Origin of the sequence: Caproiciproducens sp. CPB-2, assembly GCF_036287215.1 — a bacterium.
GTDB lineage: Bacteria > Bacillota > Clostridia > Oscillospirales > Acutalibacteraceae > Caproiciproducens.
In genome coordinates, this window is record NZ_CP142860.1 from 1,345,692 (window position 1) to 1,365,296 (window position 19,605).

Below are 19,605 nucleotides of genomic sequence, written 5' to 3' on the forward strand. Positions count from 1 at the left end.
GATTTTGAAAGAGGGTTAATCCTATGTCTGTCAAACTCATGGCGCTGGATGTAGACGGTACCCTGACCGATGAAGAGGGGAAAATCAGTCCGGAAAACGCCAACGCTGTCAAAGCGGCGGCAGCCGGGGGAATTCAGGTCGTTCTGGCCACGGGCCGGCCGCTGCAGGGAGTGGAAGCCATCTGTTCGGAGCTGGGTATCACAGGCCCGCTGATTCTGGTAAACGGCTCTCTGATTCTGTCGGATGGCGAGGTGTGGGCGGAAACCTGCCTGTCTGCCAAGGATCTGCAGACGGTCTATCGACAGGGCGCGGAAACCGGAAATATCTCCGTAATGGCCTTTCAGCCGGATATCATCCGGCTGTGGATTCCGGAGAATATGGATAAACAGTGGATTTCCGATGTGATGGATTCTTTTCAGCTGTTCAAAAGGGCAGAGGTGACCACCTTTCAGGATTTGCCGCTGGAGCAGGTCAACAAAGTGATGCTCGTAGGCAGCGAACAGTCCATAGACAGGGTGTTCCAGACCTGGCCTGAAGAAATTTCTCATCTGGCTACGGGGCGTTCCTATCCCTATGTGGGAGAAATCAATCCTCCTGAAGCGAACAAGGGCGCCGCGCTCTCTTATGTCTGTGAGAGACTGGGACTCCGGCCGGAGGAGGTCCTGGCCATGGGGGACGGAGAAACCGACCTGCCGATGCTGAAATTTGCCGGTACCTCCGTGTTTATTCCCCGCGGGTGCAAGGTCCCGGAAATGCCGGGCCGCTTTGCGGTCGTGCCAAAGGAAGAGTGCGACCGCGGTGTTGCGTGGGGTGCCGGCCGATATTTATCCATACCATAAGAAAAGCAGCGGATCCTTTAAAAAAGGTTCCGCTGCTTTTTAAGGCATCCGCCTTATTTGAGCGCCTGTCCGACCGACTTGATCAAGGCGCCCGTCTTGTCAAACCCCAAATCCCACACGCCGACGCCCAGCAGCTTTTTTGAATTGGAATACTGCACTTTTTTCTGAATGGAAACAGCGTCGTCGTAGCTGATAAAAGTACTGCCGTCAAACAGCCAGGGTACCTGCGCAGAAGAGTCACGGTATCTCTTAAATGATGATTTACTCAGATATTTTGATTGAACGGTATCATAGCCGATGGGAGCCGCGGAAGAAAATCTCTGGTGCAGCCCGCTGTTCGCACCGACGGTTCCCTGATAAAGATAACCGTAGAACGGTACGCCCAGAATCAGCTTGCCGGAAGGGAAGCCATTGTTCAGCCAGCTGCGCACAGCCGCGTCCACGCTGGACTTTGCCTGCGGGGACTGCCCCGCAGGGGGATAGAGAGGGGCGTTGAAGTCCGTATACGGTTCCCAGGAGCCGTGCAGGTCGTAGGTCATGATCATTCCGTAATCCACATACTGCGCAACGGCGGAAAGGCCGATCCGGCTCGCGTAGCTGCTGTCCGAACCGCCGGCGAAGGAGAGAATATAGTGCTTATGGTCCTTGGCCCCCTGTGCATCCAGCCTGCCGCGCAGCGCCTTCATCAAAAGGCGGAAATTGGTTCGGTCCGCGGAACGCGTGACGTTGGAGGCAAGCCCGCCCCCGGTGGGGTATTCCCAGTCGATGTCGATGCCGTCGAAGCCGTTGGCCTTCATAAAGCGGACCGCGCTGTCTGCAAAAGCAGCCCGGGAGGCTTCCGTGAGCGCGGCGTCGGAAAACCGGCCGGAGTCGCTCCAGCCGCCGATGGAAATGACGGTTCTGAGTTTGGAATATGTATGTTTCAAATTCTTAAGCTTCTTAAAGTTAGAGTAATCTATTGAGGAATCGCTTACGGTTACTTTTAAGTCCGTTCCGATTTTCGCAAACGCGTAATTCAGAACATCCAGACTGGAAGCGCTGATCTTATCGGGAGAAAATCCGGAATATGCCGACCAGCCGCCGTAGTATCCGACCAGCATTTTTGCGGGATGCTGGAATGCAGGCGGAGAGGATGGGGCCGCTTTTTTTGATGGGGAAGAGGAGCCCGCTTTCGATGAACCGGACGAGCCTGCCGAAGCTGTGCTCCCGGCCGCCGAAGACGCGGGCTGCGACGATGAACTGTCCGTGCGGTCAGCCGCAGATCCGGGGGAAGAAGGAACACTGCCGGTTCCCGTGCCCGGGTTGGTGCCGCCGGCTCCGATCACTGCGCCCAAAAGAACCAAAACGATTGCCGCGCATAAGAACTTGTGAAGGAAGGTACTCTTTTTCATAAATTCTCCATGTTTCGATCATTTTATCCTTATACTAACATTGCGCGGCAGAAATCTCAAACCTCAATAGATGGCAAAATAAGCGTAAAATTTATCCTGAGCAAAAGGGATAGCTGTTGAAACCCGGCAAATTTTATAGTATTCTATGTATACGGATGTTATGAATTATGGGATTTTCATAATAAAAGTCAGAAAGGAAGCCTTTTGGAATTTGACAGGATGGAAGCACCAAACCCTATGATAATAAGACAGTGGAGGAAGAAATGTATGAAAAATCTGAATTTTGCCATTTTGTGTGCCGGGAATATCGCCGGGAAAATGGCAAAAACGGTCTCACAGATGAACGAAGTAACCCCGTACGCGATTGCGGCGCGGGAGCTGTCCAGGGCACAAGGCATGGCCGATCAGTACGGCTTTCAGAAGGCCTACGGTTCCTACGGGGAGCTTGTAAGCGATCCGGACGTTGACCTCGTTTATATTGCCTCTCCGCATTCGCATCATTATGAGCACGCCAGGCTCTGTCTGGAGCACGGCAAGCATGTCCTGTGTGAAAAGCCGCTTACCGTCAATCAGAAGCAGGCCGAGGACCTGTTTAGCCTTGCGGAAAGCAAGCGGCTGTTTTTGTCGGAAGCCATGTGGACGCGCTTCATGCCTTTTGCGGACAAGCTGCGCGAAATACTGGACAGCGGTGTCATCGGCGAGCCTCTCACGATGACGGTATCTTTCGGGCAGGATTTAAGGCATATCGAGCGCGTTGTCAATCCGGAGCTGGCCGGGGGCGTTCTGCTCGACATGGGTATTTATCCCCTGACCTTTGCCTCCATGTTTTTCGGCAGCGAGCTTTCGCAGGTTCAGTCCGCCTGCGTTAAAACGGCCCGCGGGGTGGATTGTCAGGACAGCGTGACGCTTGTCTTTCAAAACGGCCGTATGGCGGTCCTGAATTTTACCTTCCTATGCCCTTACGAAAACAGGGCGGTCATCTATGGCGACAAGGGGCATATCGTGCTGGACCATTTTCATATGGCGCAGGCTGTTCAGATATACGGTAAGGGAGAAAAAGAGCCAAAAACGGTCAGCCTGCCCCATGATTTTACGGGCTACGAATACGAGGTGCGCGCCGCGGTCAAAGCGATCGGCAGCGGAAAGCTGGCCTGTGACGAAATGCCGCACGGGGAAACGCTTCGCCTTCTGGGCCTGATGGATCAGCTTCGCGCCGAATGGGGCGTCCATTATCCGTTTGAATAAATCGGATCGCCGTACCGTTTGATAATTTCTTCCATATGATTTATACTAAGTAATGAGATAAAAAGAGGTTTGAATCCTTACTGACACATATAAAGAAAAGAGAGGTAATTTTAATGCCGCAGGACAACCGTTTTGCAGTACTGATTGATGCGGACAATGTATCGGAGAAATATATCAAGTACATTTTGGATGAGGTCTCCAATGACGGCGTTGCGACCTACAAAAGGATTTACGGCGACTGGACGAAGCCCGCGCTCGGCTCGTGGAAAAGCGTGCTGCTGGAATTTTCGATTACTCCCATTCAGCAGTACGGCTACACCACCGGGAAGAACGCGACGGATTCCGCGATGATTATTGACGCGATGGACATCCTGTACTCCGGAAATGTGGAAGGGTTCTGCATCGTCTCCAGCGACAGCGACTTTACGCGCCTCGCGGTGCGGCTGCGCGAATCCGGTATGAACGTGGTCGGCATGGGGGAGAAGAAAACGCCCCCTCCGTTTATATCCGCCTGCAACAAGTTCCGTTATCTGGAGGTCCTGGCGCGTGAAACGGCAGCGTCCAACGATCTGCCCGCGGAAGGGGAAGCCACGGAAACGGTTGCGCCGGAAATGACGCCCCTGGAAACGATTAAAAGCGCCGTCCGGACGATCGTCCAGGAAATATCCGACGACGACGGAAGGGCCTTCGTCGGTGAAATCGGGAACATGCTGGTTCGCCGCTATCCCGATTTTGACGTCAGAAATTACGGCTTTAAAAAGCTGACCCCGCTGCTCCAGTCGCTGAAAATTTTCGACATCTTCTCGGAACGGAACAGCGACGGCTACAACAGGCTGGTTTATATCAAAGAAAAAAGCGCCCCCGCACAGCAGAAAACGAACGGAAGAAAACTGCATACCAAATAAAACTGAGGGTCCATGACATTGTCATGGACCCTCAGTCAGTTTTACAGACAAAAGTTCTCTGCCTCCCTCACAGAGGGAGGTGACGCGCCCGGCGCGTCGGAGGGAGTGAAAAAAGACTGATATCGAACTCCCTCAGTCAGGCTTCGCCTGACAGCCCCCTCATGGAGGGGGCCGGGAATCTTGCTATCCATTTACTGCGCCGGAAGCTCGTGTTTCTTGTTGCCCAGATAGGCGGCTTTGACTTCGGCGTTTTCCAGAAGCTCCCGTCCCTTGCCGGAAAGCTTGATGCGTCCCGTTTCAAGCACGTGCCCCTGGTCCGCCACCCGGAGTGCCAGATTGGCGTTCTGTTCAATCAGGAGGATGGTGACGCCCAGCTTGTTGATCTCCTTGATGATTTCAAAAATACCCTTGACCACCAGCGGGGCAAGGCCGAGCGAAGGCTCATCCATCATAATCAGCTCCGGCTTGCTCATGAGCGCGCGGCCCACGGCCAGCATCTGCTGTTCACCACCGGAAAGGGTTCCGGCAAGCTGCCAGGAGCGTTCCTTCAGGCGGGGGAAAAGTTCGTAAACCCATTTGATATCCTCTGAGTAATCGTCTTTTCTCATGTATGCGCCGATTTTCAGGTTTTCGAAAACCGTCAGGTTCGGAAAAATACGGCGGCCTTCCGGAACCAGCGTGATTCTGTGCCGCACGATTTCCTCCGAAGGCTTTCCGGTAATGTCTTCGTTATTATAAATGATCTTGCCGCTCTGCGGCTTGACAAGGCCGACCACGGTGCGCAGGGTCGTGCTTTTGCCCGCGCCGTTTGCGCCGATCAGCGTAACGATGCTCTTGTCCGGCACTTCAAAGGAAATGCCCTTGACGGCCTCGATGCCGCCGTAGGAAACATATAAATTCTCAATTTTCAGCATCTTCGTCCACCCCCAGATAAGCCTCTACCACACGCGGGTTGTTCTGTATTTCGGCGGGTGTCCCCTTGCCGATCGTCTGACCGAAGTCCAGCACATAAATCCGGTCGGATATCTCCATCACCAGATCCATATGGTGCTCGATCAGGAAAACCGTCAGGTTGAAATCCTGCTGGATCTGCTTGATGGAGGCGGTCAGGTCCTCAGTTTCCTGTGGGTTCATCCCGGCCGCGGGCTCGTCAAGCAGAAGAAGCTCCGGCTTGGTGGCCAGCGCGCGCGCAATTTCAAGGTGGCGCTGCTGCCCGTAGGGGAGGGAACTTGCGACGGCGTCTTTCACATCGGCCAGCCCCATCCTTTCCAGAAGCTCTTCGCTTTCCTCACGCATCCTTTTCTCCGCGCGGACCGCGCCCGGAAGCCGCAGGGTTGCGCTGAAAAGATTGCTTTTCATGGAAAAGTGTTTCGCAATGATGATATTGTCGAATACGGACAAATCCTTAAACAGGCGGATATTCTGAAAGGTACGCGCCACGCCCTTGCGGGTGATTTTGTCCGGGCCCATGCCCGTGATATCCTCGCCGTGCAGAAAGATTTTGCCGCTGGAAGGGGTGTACACGCCGGTAATCATGTTGAATGCGGTCGTTTTGCCCGCGCCGTTCGGGCCGATCAGGGCCACGATCTGGTGCTCCCGGATCGTCAGGTGCAGATTGTCGACAGCGACGACGCCCCCGAACTGCATGGTCATATTTTCGGTTCTGAGTACGATGTTTTTATCGATTGTTTCATTGATGCTTTTGTTGTCCGGTGTCATTTCGTGCCGCCCCCTTCTGTGCTTTTCGGGGATTTTTTAGACCTGCGTTTTTCAAAGAAGCGAAAGATCCTGTCCCAGGTCAGTTCCGTTCTGCCCATTAAGCCCTTGCTGTAGAACAGAACGATGATCATCAGCAGAAGGGAAAAAATCACCATGCTGAAGCCGGGGCGGAACAGCGAAACCTCGTAGCCTGCAACGGTCAGGGGCTCGTCGAAGGTGCGCAGGAGCTCCAGCCCGCAGGTTACGATAAACGACGCGATAACGGTGCCGCTGATGCTGCCCATGCCGCCCAGAACGATAATCAGCAGGAAGTTGTAGGTGAGCGTAAAATAGAACTGCTTGGGGTCCACCGTGCCGAGCAGGGAGGCGTAAAGGCCCCCGCCGACGCCGGCGAAAAAGCCGCCCACGACAAAGGACATGACCTTGTGCTTGAACAGGTTGATGCCCATTGCCTCGGCCGCGATATCGTCCTCGCGGATCGCCTTGAACGCGCGCCCGTAACTGGAATTGATCAGCAGCGCGGTCAGAATCAGGATCACGATGGCGACGCCGAACGACCACCACATATTGTTCGCGTTATCCGGAATTTTGTTGATTCCGAGCGGCCCGTTCGTTACGCTCTGCAGGTTGGTGAGCAGGATGCGGATGATTTCCGAAAAGCCGAGCGTAGCGATCGCCAGATAGTCGCCGCGCAGCCGCAGAACCGGCGCGCCGATCAGGAAGGCCGCCACTCCGGCGATCACGCCGCCCAGAAGCAGCGCCGGGACAAAGGAAAGATGAATCCCGGCAATGGCCGGATTCATGGGTTCCATATAAAAGATGGTGGAGCGCATATCCAGCGGGAGCGTGAAAATCGCCACCGTATACGCGCCGATCGCCATGAAACCGGCCTGGCCCAGAGAGAACAGGCCGGTAAAGCCGTTGATCAGATTCATGGAAAGGCCGATAATGGTGTAAATTGCGCACAGATTCAGGATTCTGACGATGTACGCGTCCAGATAGTTGTTCGCGAAATAAATCAGTGCCAGTACAATGACCGCAAGAATCGCGGTGCAGATGATGTTGCGCTTTTTCGTATCTTTCATCATATCACACCTTCTCCGTTGTCTTTTCCCCGATCAGCCCCGTCGGTTTTACCAGCAGGATTAAAATCAGGAGGATGAAGGCGAATGCATCACGGTAACCGGTCAGCGGCTGGAAGAACGCAACCAGCATAACCTCAATCAGGCCGAGAATAAAACCGCCCAGAACAGCGCCCTTAATGTTGCCGATCCCGCCGATGACCGCTGCGATGAAGCATTTCAGTCCGGGCATAACCCCCATCAGGGGGGATACCTGCGGGTATTTCATTCCCCACAGAATCACGCCGACAGCGGCCAGGCCGGAGCCGATGCCAAAGGTTGCGGCGATGACCAGATTGATGTTGATTCCCATTACGCGCGCGATTTCATAGTCCTTTGAAACGGCGCGCATCGCCATGCCGAGCTTGGTTTTGTTGGTGACGAACAGAAGAATCGACATGCACACAACCAGAACGAGCGGCACAACGAGCGCGACCTTCTGAAGGGAGACCGTCCCAAGCGAAATGGTGGACATCAATCCTAAAAAATCAGGAAAAGCCTTTGGTTTTCCGCTGAAAATATAGGTGGCGAGATTCTCAAGCAGGAAGGAAACGCCGATCGCCGAAACAAGGACGGAGTCCTTCGGCGCGTCGCGCAGCGGGCGGTAGGCCACTCTTTCGATCAGCATACCCAGCCCCGCGGTCAGCACGACGACAAAAATACACGCGAAATACCACGGCAGGTGAAAGACCGCGACACCAAAAAAGGTAAAGTAGGCCGCCATCATGAAAATATCACCGTGGGCAAAGTTGATGAGGCGCAGAATCCCGTAAACCATTGTATAGCCGACGGCTATCAGGGCGTACAGGCTTCCCACCGCAATCCCGTTTGCCAGATTTTGTAAAAACAGTTCCAGTGTCATAGCACAACATCCCTACATCGATTATTCGTTATTTTGCAACCGTAACCGTATCCTTGTAAGTGAATTTTCCGTTTTTCACTACTTTGATGATGGCGGAATCTTTGTCGGGATCTCCGTCCGCGTTAAAGGTCAGTTTTCCTGTCGCGCCTTCCACGTCCTTTGTCTTTGCCAAAGCGTCGCGGATAGCGGTGGAGTCGGAGGAATTGGCGGCCTCAATCGCCTTGATGATGACGAGGTAAGCGTCGTAGCCCAGCGCGCTGACCGCGGCCATGTTCTTGTCGGGGTATTCCTTTTTATAGGCTTCGACAAACTTCTTGCCCTCTTCCGTTACGGGGGCGGAATCGTCGAAGAAGGTGGAAATGGTGGCGCCCTCCACGTCGGTGCCGCCCACGGAGGTGAACTCGTCGATATCCCATGTGTCGCCGCCGAGGAACGGGACGGTGATGCCCAGCTGACGGGCCTGCTTCATAACCAGCGCGGATTCCGTAAAGTTGCCGGGGGCAAAGATCACGTCCGGATTGGCGGCTTTTACGGTGGAAAGCTGCGCGCCGAATTCCTGATCGTTGGTGTTGTAGTTAACGGTCGTTACAACAGAGTTCGGGTCGCCGGTCAGTTTGACAAAGGCCTCCTTGAAATATGTAGCCAGACCGACTGCGTAGTCGTTGGAAACCTCCTGAATGATGGCGGCCTTTTTCGCGCCGCTCTTAAAGGCGTAGTTTGCCATGACGGTTCCCTGGAACGGATCGAGGTAGCAGACGCGGAAATAATAGTCGTTTCCTTTTGTCACCAGCGGGTTTGTGCAGGAAGCGCCGACCGCGGGGACCTTGTTTTTCTTTACCAGATCGCCGGCAGCCATGGAAAAGCTGGAACCCCACGAGCCGATAATGGCGGAAACCTTGTCTTTTTCAATCAGACGGGCGACAGCCGTGGTAGCCTGAGCCTTGTCGGATTTGTTGTCCGCAACAACGATTTCCACTTTTTTGCCGAGAACTTCAGGATAGAGCTTGTTGGCGATTTTTATGCCTTCGACTTCGGCCTCGCCGCCTGCGGCGTTTGCACCCGTCAAAGGTTCAAATACACCGATTTTGATGGTGTCGCCGCCGGTTTCCCCGGAGCCGGACGCGGTTTCCACCTTTTTACATCCTGAAAATGCCGCCGCTGTCATTACCAATGCCAGCAGCAGTGCTGCAATTTTTTTCATGTCAAGTTGCCTCCTCAGTCAATTCAGTTTATTTTTGCGGCCCATCCGGGACGCCTGTGAACGTTGTGTAAACTTTTTATGATTATATCATGCTACTATATAGAATTCAAGCAAAATGAATTTTTCGTTTTACCATCCGGCATTTTTCACAGCGCAATTTGCTCATTTCCATTCAATGGGACGGCATGATGAATATCCATGGCTGTAAAAGTGTAAATGAATTGATATAATGTACGCGTCATCCTTCTTTCAGGTGCCGCCGTCTTGCAATTTCGTAAAAAATTTCTCCGATGCCAAAACGGGGCCGTGTGAAATTTTTTTGCGTGGTTCCTGCAAAATCATTCGAAAATCCCGAATTTATACATTTTATTACAAAAAAGTTAAAATTTTTGCAAATAATACTGGAAAAATTTGAAAAAATAGATTATTATTAAAGAAAGTGGTGGAATATATTTTTTTATATCATGATAAAACAACGTTTGTGGAGGCAGGACGATGGAAGCAGTCAGAAAAAACGATAACAGCAGATTGATCAGTATTTTGAAAAGAATCTGGGACGGCCCGGATTATGAAGAAGAGGAAGAAGTTTCTTCCATGCGGTTTGGCAAATCCAAAATGGTAGAATATGCCCGTGAAGAAAATGTCGCGGAATTCAAACTCGAGGTAAAGGAAGACGAGCCGGAGGACCTGCAGTTCAGCGCGCCTAAGCCGATTGAAACGGGCAGACCCGAATTCCAGCCGCTGAAACCGGATTTTCAGCCCCAGAAGCCGTATGAGCTTCCTACCGCCAATGATTACAATTCATCCAAGCAGACCACGGTGATATCGAAGGGCACCGTTATTACCGGCGATATCAAATCGGAGGGCAATCTTGAGATTTACGGAACGGTCACAGGCGGAATTACGACCACCGGCAATATCAAGATCAACGGAAAGCAGGTCGGCGACATTCAGGGTTCCGGCATTACGCTTTCGGCCTGTACGGTCCGCGGCAATGTCACCGCCACCGAGGATATGAACATAGACAGTGATTCCGTTGTCATCGGCGATATCAGGACCAAGAACCTGACGATCAACGGCAGGCTCCAGGGCAATATTCAGGCGAAGAACAGCATCATCTGCCAGAGCAACGCAATTGTGATCGGCGATCTGAAAGCCGGCACGGTTACGGTGAACAACGGCGCAAAGCTTCAGGGCAAGCTGGAAATTTTCAGCGGCCAGCTGGGGGATATCAGGATTCAGGACGACGACAGGACCGTTCATCCCGCTCCCGCCGAATAAGGAAACCATGAGAAATAACAAAACAGGGACGGAAATTTCCGTCCCTGTTTTGTTATCATTTCAGGGGAAAACAAAAGAGCGGGCGCTCATGCGTCCGCTCTGAAAATTCAATTTGCAGTCAGCGGCATCAGTCGCTGCTGAAGGGAAGCAGTGCGAGATGACGCGCGCGCTTAATGGCGATGGTCAGCTCACGCTGATGATGCGCACAGGTGCCGGTTACTCTGCGGGGCAGAATCTTGGCTCTCTCAGAAATAAAGCGGCGAAGCTTTGCAACATCCTTGTAATCGATGGAATCCACTCTGTCGACGCAGAAGCCGCAAACCTTCTTGCGGGACTTGCGTCCGCCGGGGCGGCGGTCCTGTCTGTCGTTTCTGTCGTTTCTATCAGCCATGGCAATAAGCCTCCTTTTCTCATCAGTATTGCAGAGGGAATGCTTAGAACGGCAGATCGTCGTCTAAAGGCATCTCCTCAAAATCGCCGGTATCGCCGCTTGTGTAAGCGGGAACTGGCTGCTCAGCGGTAACATCCGTTTTTGAATGATAATTGCTGCCCTGCGCTCCTGCGCTGTCGCGTTTCGACTCTGCAAAATGCACATTGTCAGCAACGACTTCAAACGCTTTGCGCTTGTTTCCGTCCTTGTCGGTATAGGTACGCGTCTGGATGGAACCCTGTACCGCAACCAGCTGGCCTTTGTGGAAATATCTGCACACAAAATCCGCCGTGCTGCGCCACGCGACAATATCAATAAAATCGGCCTGGCGGTCCGCTCCCGCTTTCACGTAGGAACGGTCGACGGCAATTGTAAAGCTTGTTACGGAAACATCGTTCGGCGTATGCCTAAGTTCAGGGTCGGCAACAAGTCTGCCCATTAAAACAGCGACATTGAGCATTCAAATCACTCTTCCTTCTTAGCTTTCTTTCTTTATGATGAGAGAACGAAGGACACCGTCGGTAATCTTGTAAATTCTGTCGAGCTCAGCCGTAAATTCGGGAGCGCTTGTGAAGTTCACTAAGGTGTAGTAGCCTTCTTCCTGCTTCATGATCGGGTATGCAAGTCTGCGTTTTCCCCACTCATCAATGCTGTCGATGGTACCGTTTGCCTCGATCAAATCCTTGAACTTCTGAACCAAAGCGGCAATCGCGTCCTCACCGAGCTTTGTGGAGAGGATAAATACGGTTTCATAGGAATTCTTTACATCTGACATTATTTGCACCTCCTTTTGGACTTTGGCCCCGAAATAAATCCGGAGCAAGGATAGTAAGCCGAAAACTGCGGCTTAACAGAGTAATTATATCAGCAAGGCATTATGAAGTCAAGACAAAAATTACAGCGTTTTGCAAAGCTCCTTCAGGTACGCCCTGAACTGGGGCCCGATATCCGGGTGCTTCAGCGCAACCTCCACCTGTGCCTGCATGATGCCCAGCTTGTTTCCCATGTCGTAGCGCTTTCCGGTAAAGTCCACCGCGACCATGCCCACGGAGCGGGCCAGCGCGCACATGGCGTCGGTCAGCTGGATTTCCCCGCCCGCGCCCGGCTGGGTCCGGTCCAGAATATCAAAGATATCCGGCGTCAGGACACATCTGCCCAGAATGGAATACAGGGACATGATTTTGTCCGGGGACGGCTTTTCGATCATATCCGTACAGCTGAAGTAGTTATCGTGGATCGGCTCCACCTTCAGGGAGCTGTATTTGGTGATCGCTTCGGCGGTCACCTGCTTCACGCCCAAAACGCCCTTGCCGAACTCGTCGTAAGCCCGGATCAGCTGGCCGCAGGCGGGGTCCTCGCCGATGATGACGTCGTCGCCGTACAGGACCGCGAACGGCTCGTCGCCGACGAAGGAGCGGGCGCAGTTTACCGCGTGGCCAAGGCCCTTGGTTTCCTTCTGACGGACAAAGTAAATGTTCGCCTCGTGGGAGAGATCGATAATTTCCTTTAAAATCTTTTCCTTATCCGGGCCGCCGCTGGTCAGTTTTGCCTCCAGTTCCGGCACACGGTCAAAGTGGTCCTCAATCAGTCCCTTGCCGCGGTTGGTGATAATCAGGATATCCGTGATACCGGAACGGACGGCTTCCTCCACAATATACTGGATGGCGGGCTTGTCCACAATCGGCAGCATTTCCTTCGGCATGGATTTGGTTGCCGGCAGCACGCGGGTTCCCAGTCCGGCGGCCGGAATGACAGCTTTTGTTACTTTCATTTTTACACTCCTAATATCTAAAATATTTGAGGCAGATAGAACACAATCATGTAACAGATCAAAAGGCCGATTGCCAGAGAAGTGTTCACGCCGCCCTGCTCCTGCAGCTGAATCGCGGCAAGGGTCGCCTCCGGCGTATGATGATGGATCTGCTCGATCTTACCGATGCAGTGATTCAAATACCACTTGTTCCCGTTAAATCCCACCACCAGCATGATGGCGATCTGGATCAGCGCAATGATGGTCGGCACGCAGAACAGAAGAATCTGCTGGACCGGCTGCTGTGCAAGCTGCTCCGAAACCTGCAGCAGCTGGGAATAGGTGGGCGAAACCGTATCGATGGAAATTCCCTGCTGCTGCATCAGGGATTCCAGCAGCGGCATGGAAAAATTAAGGGACACATAGGTGGAAATCAGGTACAGGACGGTCATGACCGCGGTAATCACGGAACCGATTCTGTACTGTTTGCGGTACAGCATCCAGCCGCCCGAAAACAGGAACGCGCTGAAATTGAAACGGTTTCTGTGAAAACGCTTGAGATTGAGGAATACCGGCAGATAATACTGGGTATTGCCCTGTACCAGCTTGGCGAGGTCTCCCGCCGGGACGCTGCCGATCGGCTCGTTGGGGTTCACGCCGCCCATCGGGTCAAAGATAAACGGCACGGGCTGGCCCGGCTGACCTGGCTGGCCCGACGGAAAGGGGCCACCCGCCTGGGGAAAGCCGTTCTGAGGGAATCCGTTCTGGGGAAAGCCGTTCTGAGGAAAACCGCCGCTTTTGGGGAAACCGGCGACATCCTGCTGGTTCATGGTCAGCGACTGGCCGCAATGGTCACAGAACATCGCGTTCTGTGAATTCAGACTGCCGCAGCGCGGACAGCGTTTGGTTCTGTTTTCCGCCCCGTTTGCCGCCGGGTCGGCGGACTTCGGTTCCTTCTGCGGGGGAGTCCACGCGGCAGGGGTGCCGTGTTTGTCCGAAAAAACGCATTTGCCCACCTTCGCGTAGCACTCGCGGTGATACGGCGCGCCGCATTCGGGGCAGACGACGATATCGTCGTCCCGTGTAAAAGGTTTTCCGCAGACAGGGCAGTTTAAACCTGTATAGTCAATCATAGTTTATCCTCCCATAATGTAGATATCAATCCTGTTATATTAACCTATTGTATATAATTTCAAAAGAAACTTCAATAATATCTTCAATAAGTTTTCACCTAATTCATAATTGGCCGCGCGTCGGGCTTACGCCCGTCGCGGTGTGCGGGGCCGTTGTTCCGTAATTTCATCTTTACATTATACACGGAATAATTTATAATTAATAACAATCATTGCATTTTTCACTGAAAGACTCCACTGTGTTTCCCGTCCGTTTCCGGCGAGGGGAACACGGAATTACGCGATAAGCGGATTGAAATCCTGTAATGGAAAAATCATAATTTATTTGAAGGATGATAGTATGCTGCAGTTTGAAGAAATGAAGCTTGCTTTGCAGGAGCTGGAACCGGATCTGAACGATCTGGCGGAAGCGCTTGGGCTTGAAGGCATGCGCGAAGAGATTGCGAAGCTCGACGAAAAAGCAGCCCAGCCCGGTTTCTGGGACGATATGAGCACTTCTCAAAAGGTTTTGCAGCGTTCCAGTATGCTGAAAAATAAGGCTGCGGCATATGAACGGCTGAAAAATTCGTACGGCGATACGCTGGCATTAATAGAGCTTGCCAATGAGGAAGGGGATTTGTCCCTTTTGCCGGAAGCGCAGGAAGAACTGAAGAAATTTCAGGATGAGCTGGAAGCGCAGCGCCTTTCCACGCTGCTGACCGGGGAATACGACGGCAAGAACGCGATTCTGACGTTCCACGCGGGCGCCGGCGGCACGGAGGCGCAGGACTGGGCGGAAATGCTGTACCGCATGTACTGCCGCTGGGGCGAGCGCCACGGCTACAAGGTGGAAACGCTGGACTATCTGGACGGCGAAGAAGCGGGGCTGAAAAGCGCCAGTATCCTGATCGAAGGCATCAACGCCTACGGCTTCTTGAAGAGCGAGGCGGGCGTGCACAGGCTTGTCCGCGTATCCCCGTTCGACGCCTCCGGCAGGAGGCACACCTCGTTTGCCTCCCTGGAAGTGATGCCGGAAATCGACGACGACGTGGAGGTCCAGATCAACCCCGAGGACATCAAAATGGACGTTTACCGCGCGAGCGGCGCGGGCGGCCAGAAGGTCAACAAGACCTCCTCCGCGGTGCGCCTGACCCATATCCCCACGGGGATCGTGGTATCCTGTCAGGTGGAGCGCAGCCAGTACCAGAACCGCGACGTGGCGATGAGAATGCTGAAATCCAAGCTGGTCGAAATCAAGGAGCGTGAAAATCTGGAGCGTATCGAGGACATCAAGGGTGTCCAGAAGGAAATCGCGTGGGGCTCGCAGATCCGTTCCTATGTCTTTATGCCCTATACATTGGTAAAGGACCACCGCACCGGCTTTGAGTCGGGCAATATCAACGCCGTGATGGACGGCGATCTGGACGGCTTTATCAACGCCTACCTGAAAGCGCAGAGCCTTGACGCCCTCGGCGAAAATATCGAATAAAATAAGCAAGGGGCTGCATTACGCAGCCCCCGTTTTGTTTTAGCACTGACTTCTTAACAGCTTCTGCAGCCGGTTGTCCCTTCCGCTAAAAAGGACGCGCACATAATCCCCCATGATTCTGGAAGCAAAGCGTTCCGTGTACCGTTCCTGCAGCTCCTGGATGGAAAGGTTTGTGCTGATGATGGTCGGTTTTTGGGTCATCAGCCGCGTGTTGACGATATTGTAAATTTCGGCGCAGGAAAACGCGGTTCGGAATTCCGTGCCCAGGTCGTCCAGAATCAGCAGGTCGCAGTCCAGAATCATGCTGCCGGTGTTTCCCTCGTCGCGGCCGAAATGTTCCCGTTCCAGCTTGGTAATCATGTTGTTGACGGAGCAGTAAACCACGCCGAAGCCTTTCTGGATGGCCGTGTTGGCAATGGCGAGCGACAGATGCGTCTTGCCCAGCCCCGTAGCGCCCTGCATCATCAGGCTGGGGGAGGAGGGGGAAAAGCTGTCCGCGTATCGGCGGCAGTTGCGGTACACGCCTTCCATGACGCTGCGCGGGGATCTTGCCGTGTCGCCTTCGGCTTTGTCCGGGTAAAAATCCAGTGAAAAGCTTTCAAAGGTGGAGAGCTTCAGCGGCGTAAGGGCGTTTAAGGAATCATAGGCCTGCGCGCGGAGAAGCTTCTTCATGCATTCGCACATCCTGCCGTCAACGTACCCGGTGTCGCCGCAAAGCCTGCAGGAATACTTCGGCTCCAGATAATGCTCGCCGTAGCCGAAGAAATTCAGCTTTTCCTTTAATTGGCTCTGAAGGGCCAGATTTTCCGCTTTTAGCCGGGTTAGCTGCTCTCTGGCGCTGCCGCCGCCCAAAACCGCCCTTGCCGCGGCGATTGCCGTGCGTGACAGGACGGACTCGATTTCGGCGGCTTCCGGGCAGATTCCGTAAAACGCCGCCTTTCGCTGCGCGGCCGTGTCCTCCGCTTTTTTACGGCGTTCGGCAAGAATCTGTTCCGCGCTTTCGTAAATCTCCCTGCTGTAGCCCAATGCGATCACTTCCTGTCAAAATTGTCAAAAACGCTGGAACGCTCGTATTCTTCAATGTCATAGGAGGTTTTCTGCGGCTTGGCGCCTTTGCGCGCGGCCGCCCTTTCCTCCTTGTCCTTCTGCGCCTGTTCCAGCGTAGAAATGCCTTCCCGGTTCCAGCGCTCCAGAATCTTGTTCATATAGCTGATAGTGAATTTTCCGGTGTTGTCCACACTGCGCTCATACGCCTCGTGAATCAGCGGAAGAGTGAACTTCCACTGCATGACCCAGACCGAGGCGAACGCCTGCTCCTTGGTGGAAGGCGCGCGGTGGGGAATACCTGCTGCCTGCTCTACCACCCGCCACGCCTTTTGGCTTTCGTCCAGCCTGCGCAGCTTTTCCTCCGCCTTTTCATGGGTGAAGATTTCCTCGTCGGCCCAGTTCATGGCTACCTTCTCTATGTAACGGGTGTTTGCCCTGCCGATGCTGACCACATACTGCAGTAGCATGATGATCACGTCCGCGGGCAGCCCGAAATCATCGTGCAGCATCAGGAGCATGGCGGAGTCCCCGTTGGAAATCAGCCGTCCGAGAATCTGCTCGGCCTCCTGCATCAGGCAGGCGATTTCCGTCGATTCGCCGATCCTTTTCGCGACAAAGGCGTTGTCGGGCTTTTGCGGGCGGGAAAGCAGCTTGCGCGGTTTTTCGGCGGGCGACGCCTCGGGCTTTTCCGGTTCGCGTTCCGGCTCTTTTTCCTTCGGGCCAGCTTCTTTATTTTCAGGTATAGCCTCCGTTTTTTCCGGAGGCGACAGTTCTTTGTTCTTTTCGCAGAAAAGCCCCGTCTGCTGCCAGTACAGCATGGCGTCGGCAACGTCGGCCTTGTCGATGCACAGCGCTTTCGCAATATCCGCCGCTTCAAAGGGATCGCCCGCGTGGCGAAGCTCCCATAAAAGCACCTTCAGCTGGACGGAACCGGCCAGCTTGATATGTTGGTCAACTACGGAGCAAGGCACCGCGAAAACGGAGTTCCAGTCTCCGAGATTAATGGAATAACTCATAGAGGGTCACCTTTCCCTAACAATTCGGTTTTAGTCTTGTCTGTTATTATAGCATAAGGATGCGAAATAGGGAATTGAAAAAAGGGGGAGAATATTTTTGAAAATTCCCTTGACAAAAGGTCAGGTTTTGTCATATAATTATTCACGCACCAAATCTGCGAATGTAGCTCATCTGGTAGAGCGCCACCTTGCCAAGGTGGAGGTAGCGAGTTCGAGCCTCGTCGTTCGCTCCAATATTGCGAAGCGCCGGTATACTGCCGGCGCTTTTTTGTTGGGTAGGCCCGCGTTTTATTCGCGGCGCTTATTCACAAACCTATGGGAATGTGATATAATATTAAAGTTTTGTGAACTTAGATTAAAGAGGGAATATCAATTATGGATTTAAGAAATGACATTCGAAATGTTGCAATTATCGCACACGTCGACCACGGAAAAACCACGCTGGTCGATCAGCTGCTGAAACAAAGCGGCATTTTCCGTGCCAATGAGAATGTTGCGGAGCGGGTCATGGACTCCAACGACCTTGAGCGCGAACGCGGCATCACCATCCTTTCCAAAAATACGGCCGTCATGTACGACGGCGTCAAAATTAATATCGTGGACACTCCGGGACACGCTGATTTCGGCGGCGAGGTGGAACGTATCCTGATGATGGTGGACGGCGTCCTGCTTCTGGTGGACGCGTTTGAGGGCTGTATGCCGCAGACGCGCTTCGTGCTGAAAAAGGCGCTCGGCCTTGGCAAAAAACCGCTGGTGGTGGTCAACAAGATCGACCGTCCGGGCGCGAGGCCGGCGGAGGTTGTGGACGAGGTGCTCGACCTGTTTATTGAGCTGGGCGCCAATGACGACCAGCTGGAATTCCCGGTCGTTTACGCTTCCGGCCGCGACGGCTACTCCACTCTGGACCCGGATGTGCCGGGGAAGGATATGACCCCGCTCTTCGACGCCATCCTTCAGTATATCCCCGCGCCGCAGGGCGATCTGAACGGGCCGACACAGGTCCTGTTTTCCAATATCGACTACGACGACTACGTCGGCAGGATCGGGATCGGGCGCGTGGAGCGCGGCGAGGTCCACAGCGGGGAAAACGTCGTCCTTTGCTGCCGTGACGGCGAGCAGAAGAATGTAAAGGTTGCCAAGCTGTATCAGTTTGAGGGCCTGAAGCGGGTGGAGGTGCAGGAAGCCAAGCTGGGCGATCTGGTCGCTGTTTCCGGCATTACCAGGCTGAATATCGGGGAAACCGCCTGCGCACCGGACTGTATTGAGCCGCTGCCCTTCGTTAAGATAGACGAGCCCACCGTTTCGATGATGTTCATGGTCAACAACAGCCCGTTCGCCGGAAGAGAGGGCAAATACGTCACTTCGCGCAACCTGCGCGACCGCCTCTTTAAAGAGGTGGAAACCAATGTCGCCATGCGTGTGGAAGAGACCGACTCCGCGGATACCTTTAAGGTGTCCGGGCGCGGCGAGCTGCACCTTTCCATCTTGATCGAGCAGATGCGCCGCCAGAACTACGAGTTTCAGGTTTCCGCGCCGCACGTGATCTATAAGACCATCGACGGGAAAAAATGCGAGCCGATGGAACTGCTCATGATCGAAGTGCCCGACAGCTACGTCGGCGCCGTCATGGAAAAGCTGGGCAACCGCAAGGCCGAACTGCTCAACATGGGTACGCGCGACACTGGCATGACCCATCTCGAGTTCAAGATTCCGGCCCGCTGCCTGATGGGCTACCGTCAGGAATTTTTAACGGACACCAACGGCAACGGAATCATGAACAATGTGTTTGATTCCTATGAGCCGTATAAGGGCGACGTCCAGACGCGCGCGCAGGGTTCGCTGATCGCGCACGAAACCGGCGAGTCCACCGGCTACGGTCTTTTCTACGCGCAGGACCGCGGCCGCCTGTTTATCGGGCCGGGCGTTGAGGTGTACGAGGGCATGATTGTCGGCGCCAGCCCGAAATCCGACGATATCGTCGTCAATATTTGCAAGAAGAAGCATGTTACCAATACCCGCGCCTCCGGTTCGGACGATGCTTTGAAGCTCACTCCGCACACGGTTTTAAGTCTGGAACAGAGCCTTGAGTTTATCCGCAACGATGAACTGGTCGAGGTGACGCCAAAAAGCATCCGCATGCGTAAGATGGTACTGAGCAAAGAGCTTCGGATGAAACAGGCGAGTAAAAATAAATGAT

General features: G+C 53.7%; 19 protein-coding genes and 1 tRNA gene. 7 read left to right on the plus strand and 13 right to left on the minus strand.

Annotated elements, in window-relative coordinates; all coding sequences use genetic code 11:
- The first annotated feature begins 23 nt into the window (after window positions 1-23).
- Window positions 24-839 carry a Cof-type HAD-IIB family hydrolase gene (locus tag VXK30_RS06660; RefSeq protein WP_275713939.1) on the plus strand — a complete coding sequence of 272 codons (816 nt, stop codon included), beginning with the start codon at window positions 24-26 and terminating at the stop codon, window positions 837-839.
- 53 nt (window positions 840-892) lie between these two features.
- Here VXK30_RS06660 and VXK30_RS06665 read toward each other — a convergent pair whose 3' ends face one another.
- Window positions 893-2,230, minus strand: a complete 1,338-nt coding sequence (locus tag VXK30_RS06665) for a glycoside hydrolase family 18 protein (RefSeq protein ID WP_275713940.1) — start codon at window positions 2,228-2,230, stop codon at window positions 893-895.
- A gap of 267 nt (window positions 2,231-2,497) precedes the next feature.
- Here VXK30_RS06665 and VXK30_RS06670 point away from each other — a divergent pair, with 267 nt between their 5' ends.
- Complete coding sequence (locus tag VXK30_RS06670; RefSeq protein ID WP_275713941.1) at window positions 2,498-3,475, plus strand: Gfo/Idh/MocA family protein; 978 nt, start codon at window positions 2,498-2,500, stop codon at window positions 3,473-3,475.
- A 113-nt stretch (window positions 3,476-3,588) separates the two neighbouring features.
- Window positions 3,589-4,380, plus strand: a complete 792-nt coding sequence (locus VXK30_RS06675) for an NYN domain-containing protein (RefSeq protein WP_275713942.1) — start codon at window positions 3,589-3,591, stop codon at window positions 4,378-4,380.
- Window positions 4,381-4,571: 191 nt separating this feature from the next.
- On the opposite strand, the gene VXK30_RS06680 is transcribed toward VXK30_RS06675, so the two are convergent.
- The 5 genes from VXK30_RS06680 to VXK30_RS06700 are packed head-to-tail and all read right to left on the minus strand — an operon-like array spanning window position 4,572 to window position 9,283.
- On the minus strand, window positions 4,572-5,294 hold the full coding sequence (locus tag VXK30_RS06680) for an ABC transporter ATP-binding protein (protein ID WP_275713943.1): 723 nt from the start codon (window positions 5,292-5,294) through the stop codon (window positions 4,572-4,574).
- The gene (locus tag VXK30_RS06685) at window positions 5,281-6,099 is read right to left on the minus strand and encodes an ABC transporter ATP-binding protein (protein ID WP_275713944.1); all 819 of its coding nucleotides are present in this window, start codon (window positions 6,097-6,099) and stop codon (window positions 5,281-5,283) included. The genes VXK30_RS06680 and VXK30_RS06685 overlap by 14 nt, the downstream gene beginning before the upstream one ends.
- On the minus strand, window positions 6,096-7,187 hold the full coding sequence (locus VXK30_RS06690) for a branched-chain amino acid ABC transporter permease (protein WP_442867971.1): 1,092 nt from the start codon (window positions 7,185-7,187) through the stop codon (window positions 6,096-6,098). Before VXK30_RS06690 ends, VXK30_RS06685 begins: the two co-directional genes overlap by 4 nt.
- A 1-nt stretch (window position 7,188) precedes the next feature.
- Entirely contained in the window at window positions 7,189-8,082 is an 894-nt protein-coding gene (locus VXK30_RS06695) for a branched-chain amino acid ABC transporter permease (protein WP_275713945.1), read from the minus strand.
- A gap of 28 nt (window positions 8,083-8,110) precedes the next feature.
- Window positions 8,111-9,283 (minus strand): ABC transporter substrate-binding protein, encoded by a 1,173-nt coding sequence (locus tag VXK30_RS06700; RefSeq protein ID WP_275713946.1) that lies wholly within the window; start codon window positions 9,281-9,283, stop codon window positions 8,111-8,113.
- 495 nt (window positions 9,284-9,778) lie between these two features.
- On the opposite strand from VXK30_RS06700, the gene VXK30_RS06705 reads away from it, so the two are divergent.
- Complete coding sequence (locus tag VXK30_RS06705) at window positions 9,779-10,564, plus strand: bactofilin family protein (protein ID WP_275713947.1); 786 nt, start codon at window positions 9,779-9,781, stop codon at window positions 10,562-10,564.
- Between the two features lie 127 nt (window positions 10,565-10,691).
- Here the strand turns inward: VXK30_RS06705 and rpsR are convergent, their stop codons facing one another.
- The 5 genes from rpsR to VXK30_RS06730 form a co-directional block, all read right to left on the minus strand.
- Entirely contained in the window at window positions 10,692-10,955 is a 264-nt protein-coding gene (gene rpsR, locus VXK30_RS06710) for a 30S ribosomal protein S18 (RefSeq protein WP_275713948.1), read from the minus strand.
- 43 nt (window positions 10,956-10,998) lie between these two features.
- Window positions 10,999-11,454, minus strand: coding sequence for a single-stranded DNA-binding protein (locus tag VXK30_RS06715; RefSeq protein WP_275713949.1), 456 nt, complete (start codon window positions 11,452-11,454; stop codon window positions 10,999-11,001).
- An 18-nt stretch (window positions 11,455-11,472) separates the two neighbouring features.
- Window positions 11,473-11,769, minus strand: coding sequence for a 30S ribosomal protein S6 (rpsF, locus tag VXK30_RS06720; protein WP_141827864.1), 297 nt, complete (start codon window positions 11,767-11,769; stop codon window positions 11,473-11,475).
- Window positions 11,770-11,889: 120 nt separating this feature from the next.
- Entirely contained in the window at window positions 11,890-12,765 is an 876-nt protein-coding gene (locus tag VXK30_RS06725) for a UTP--glucose-1-phosphate uridylyltransferase (RefSeq protein WP_275713950.1), read from the minus strand.
- Window positions 12,766-12,782: 17 nt separating this feature from the next.
- Window positions 12,783-13,877: an RING finger protein gene (locus VXK30_RS06730; protein ID WP_275713951.1), complete on the minus strand. Its 1,095-nt coding sequence runs from the start codon at window positions 13,875-13,877 to the stop codon at window positions 12,783-12,785.
- A 340-nt stretch (window positions 13,878-14,217) separates the two neighbouring features.
- On the opposite strand from VXK30_RS06730, the gene prfB reads away from it, so the two are divergent.
- Window positions 14,218-15,345, plus strand: a complete 1,128-nt coding sequence (prfB, locus tag VXK30_RS06735; RefSeq protein ID WP_275713952.1) for a peptide chain release factor 2 — start codon at window positions 14,218-14,220, stop codon at window positions 15,343-15,345.
- A gap of 39 nt (window positions 15,346-15,384) precedes the next feature.
- Here prfB and VXK30_RS06740 read toward each other — a convergent pair whose 3' ends face one another.
- Both VXK30_RS06740 and VXK30_RS06745 read right to left on the minus strand, forming a co-directional pair.
- Entirely contained in the window at window positions 15,385-16,380 is a 996-nt protein-coding gene (locus VXK30_RS06740) for an ATP-binding protein (RefSeq protein WP_275713953.1), read from the minus strand.
- Window positions 16,377-17,408 (minus strand): DnaD domain protein, encoded by a 1,032-nt coding sequence (locus VXK30_RS06745; RefSeq protein ID WP_275713954.1) that lies wholly within the window; start codon window positions 17,406-17,408, stop codon window positions 16,377-16,379. The genes VXK30_RS06740 and VXK30_RS06745 overlap by 4 nt, the downstream gene beginning before the upstream one ends.
- A gap of 157 nt (window positions 17,409-17,565) precedes the next feature.
- On the opposite strand from VXK30_RS06745, the gene VXK30_RS06750 reads away from it, so the two are divergent.
- Both VXK30_RS06750 and typA read left to right on the plus strand, forming a co-directional pair.
- Window positions 17,566-17,641: transfer RNA gene (locus tag VXK30_RS06750), tRNA-Gly, on the plus strand.
- 142 nt (window positions 17,642-17,783) lie between these two features.
- Complete coding sequence (gene typA / locus VXK30_RS06755) at window positions 17,784-19,604, plus strand: translational GTPase TypA (protein WP_275713955.1); 1,821 nt, start codon at window positions 17,784-17,786, stop codon at window positions 19,602-19,604.
- Window position 19,605: the final 1 nt, after the last annotated feature.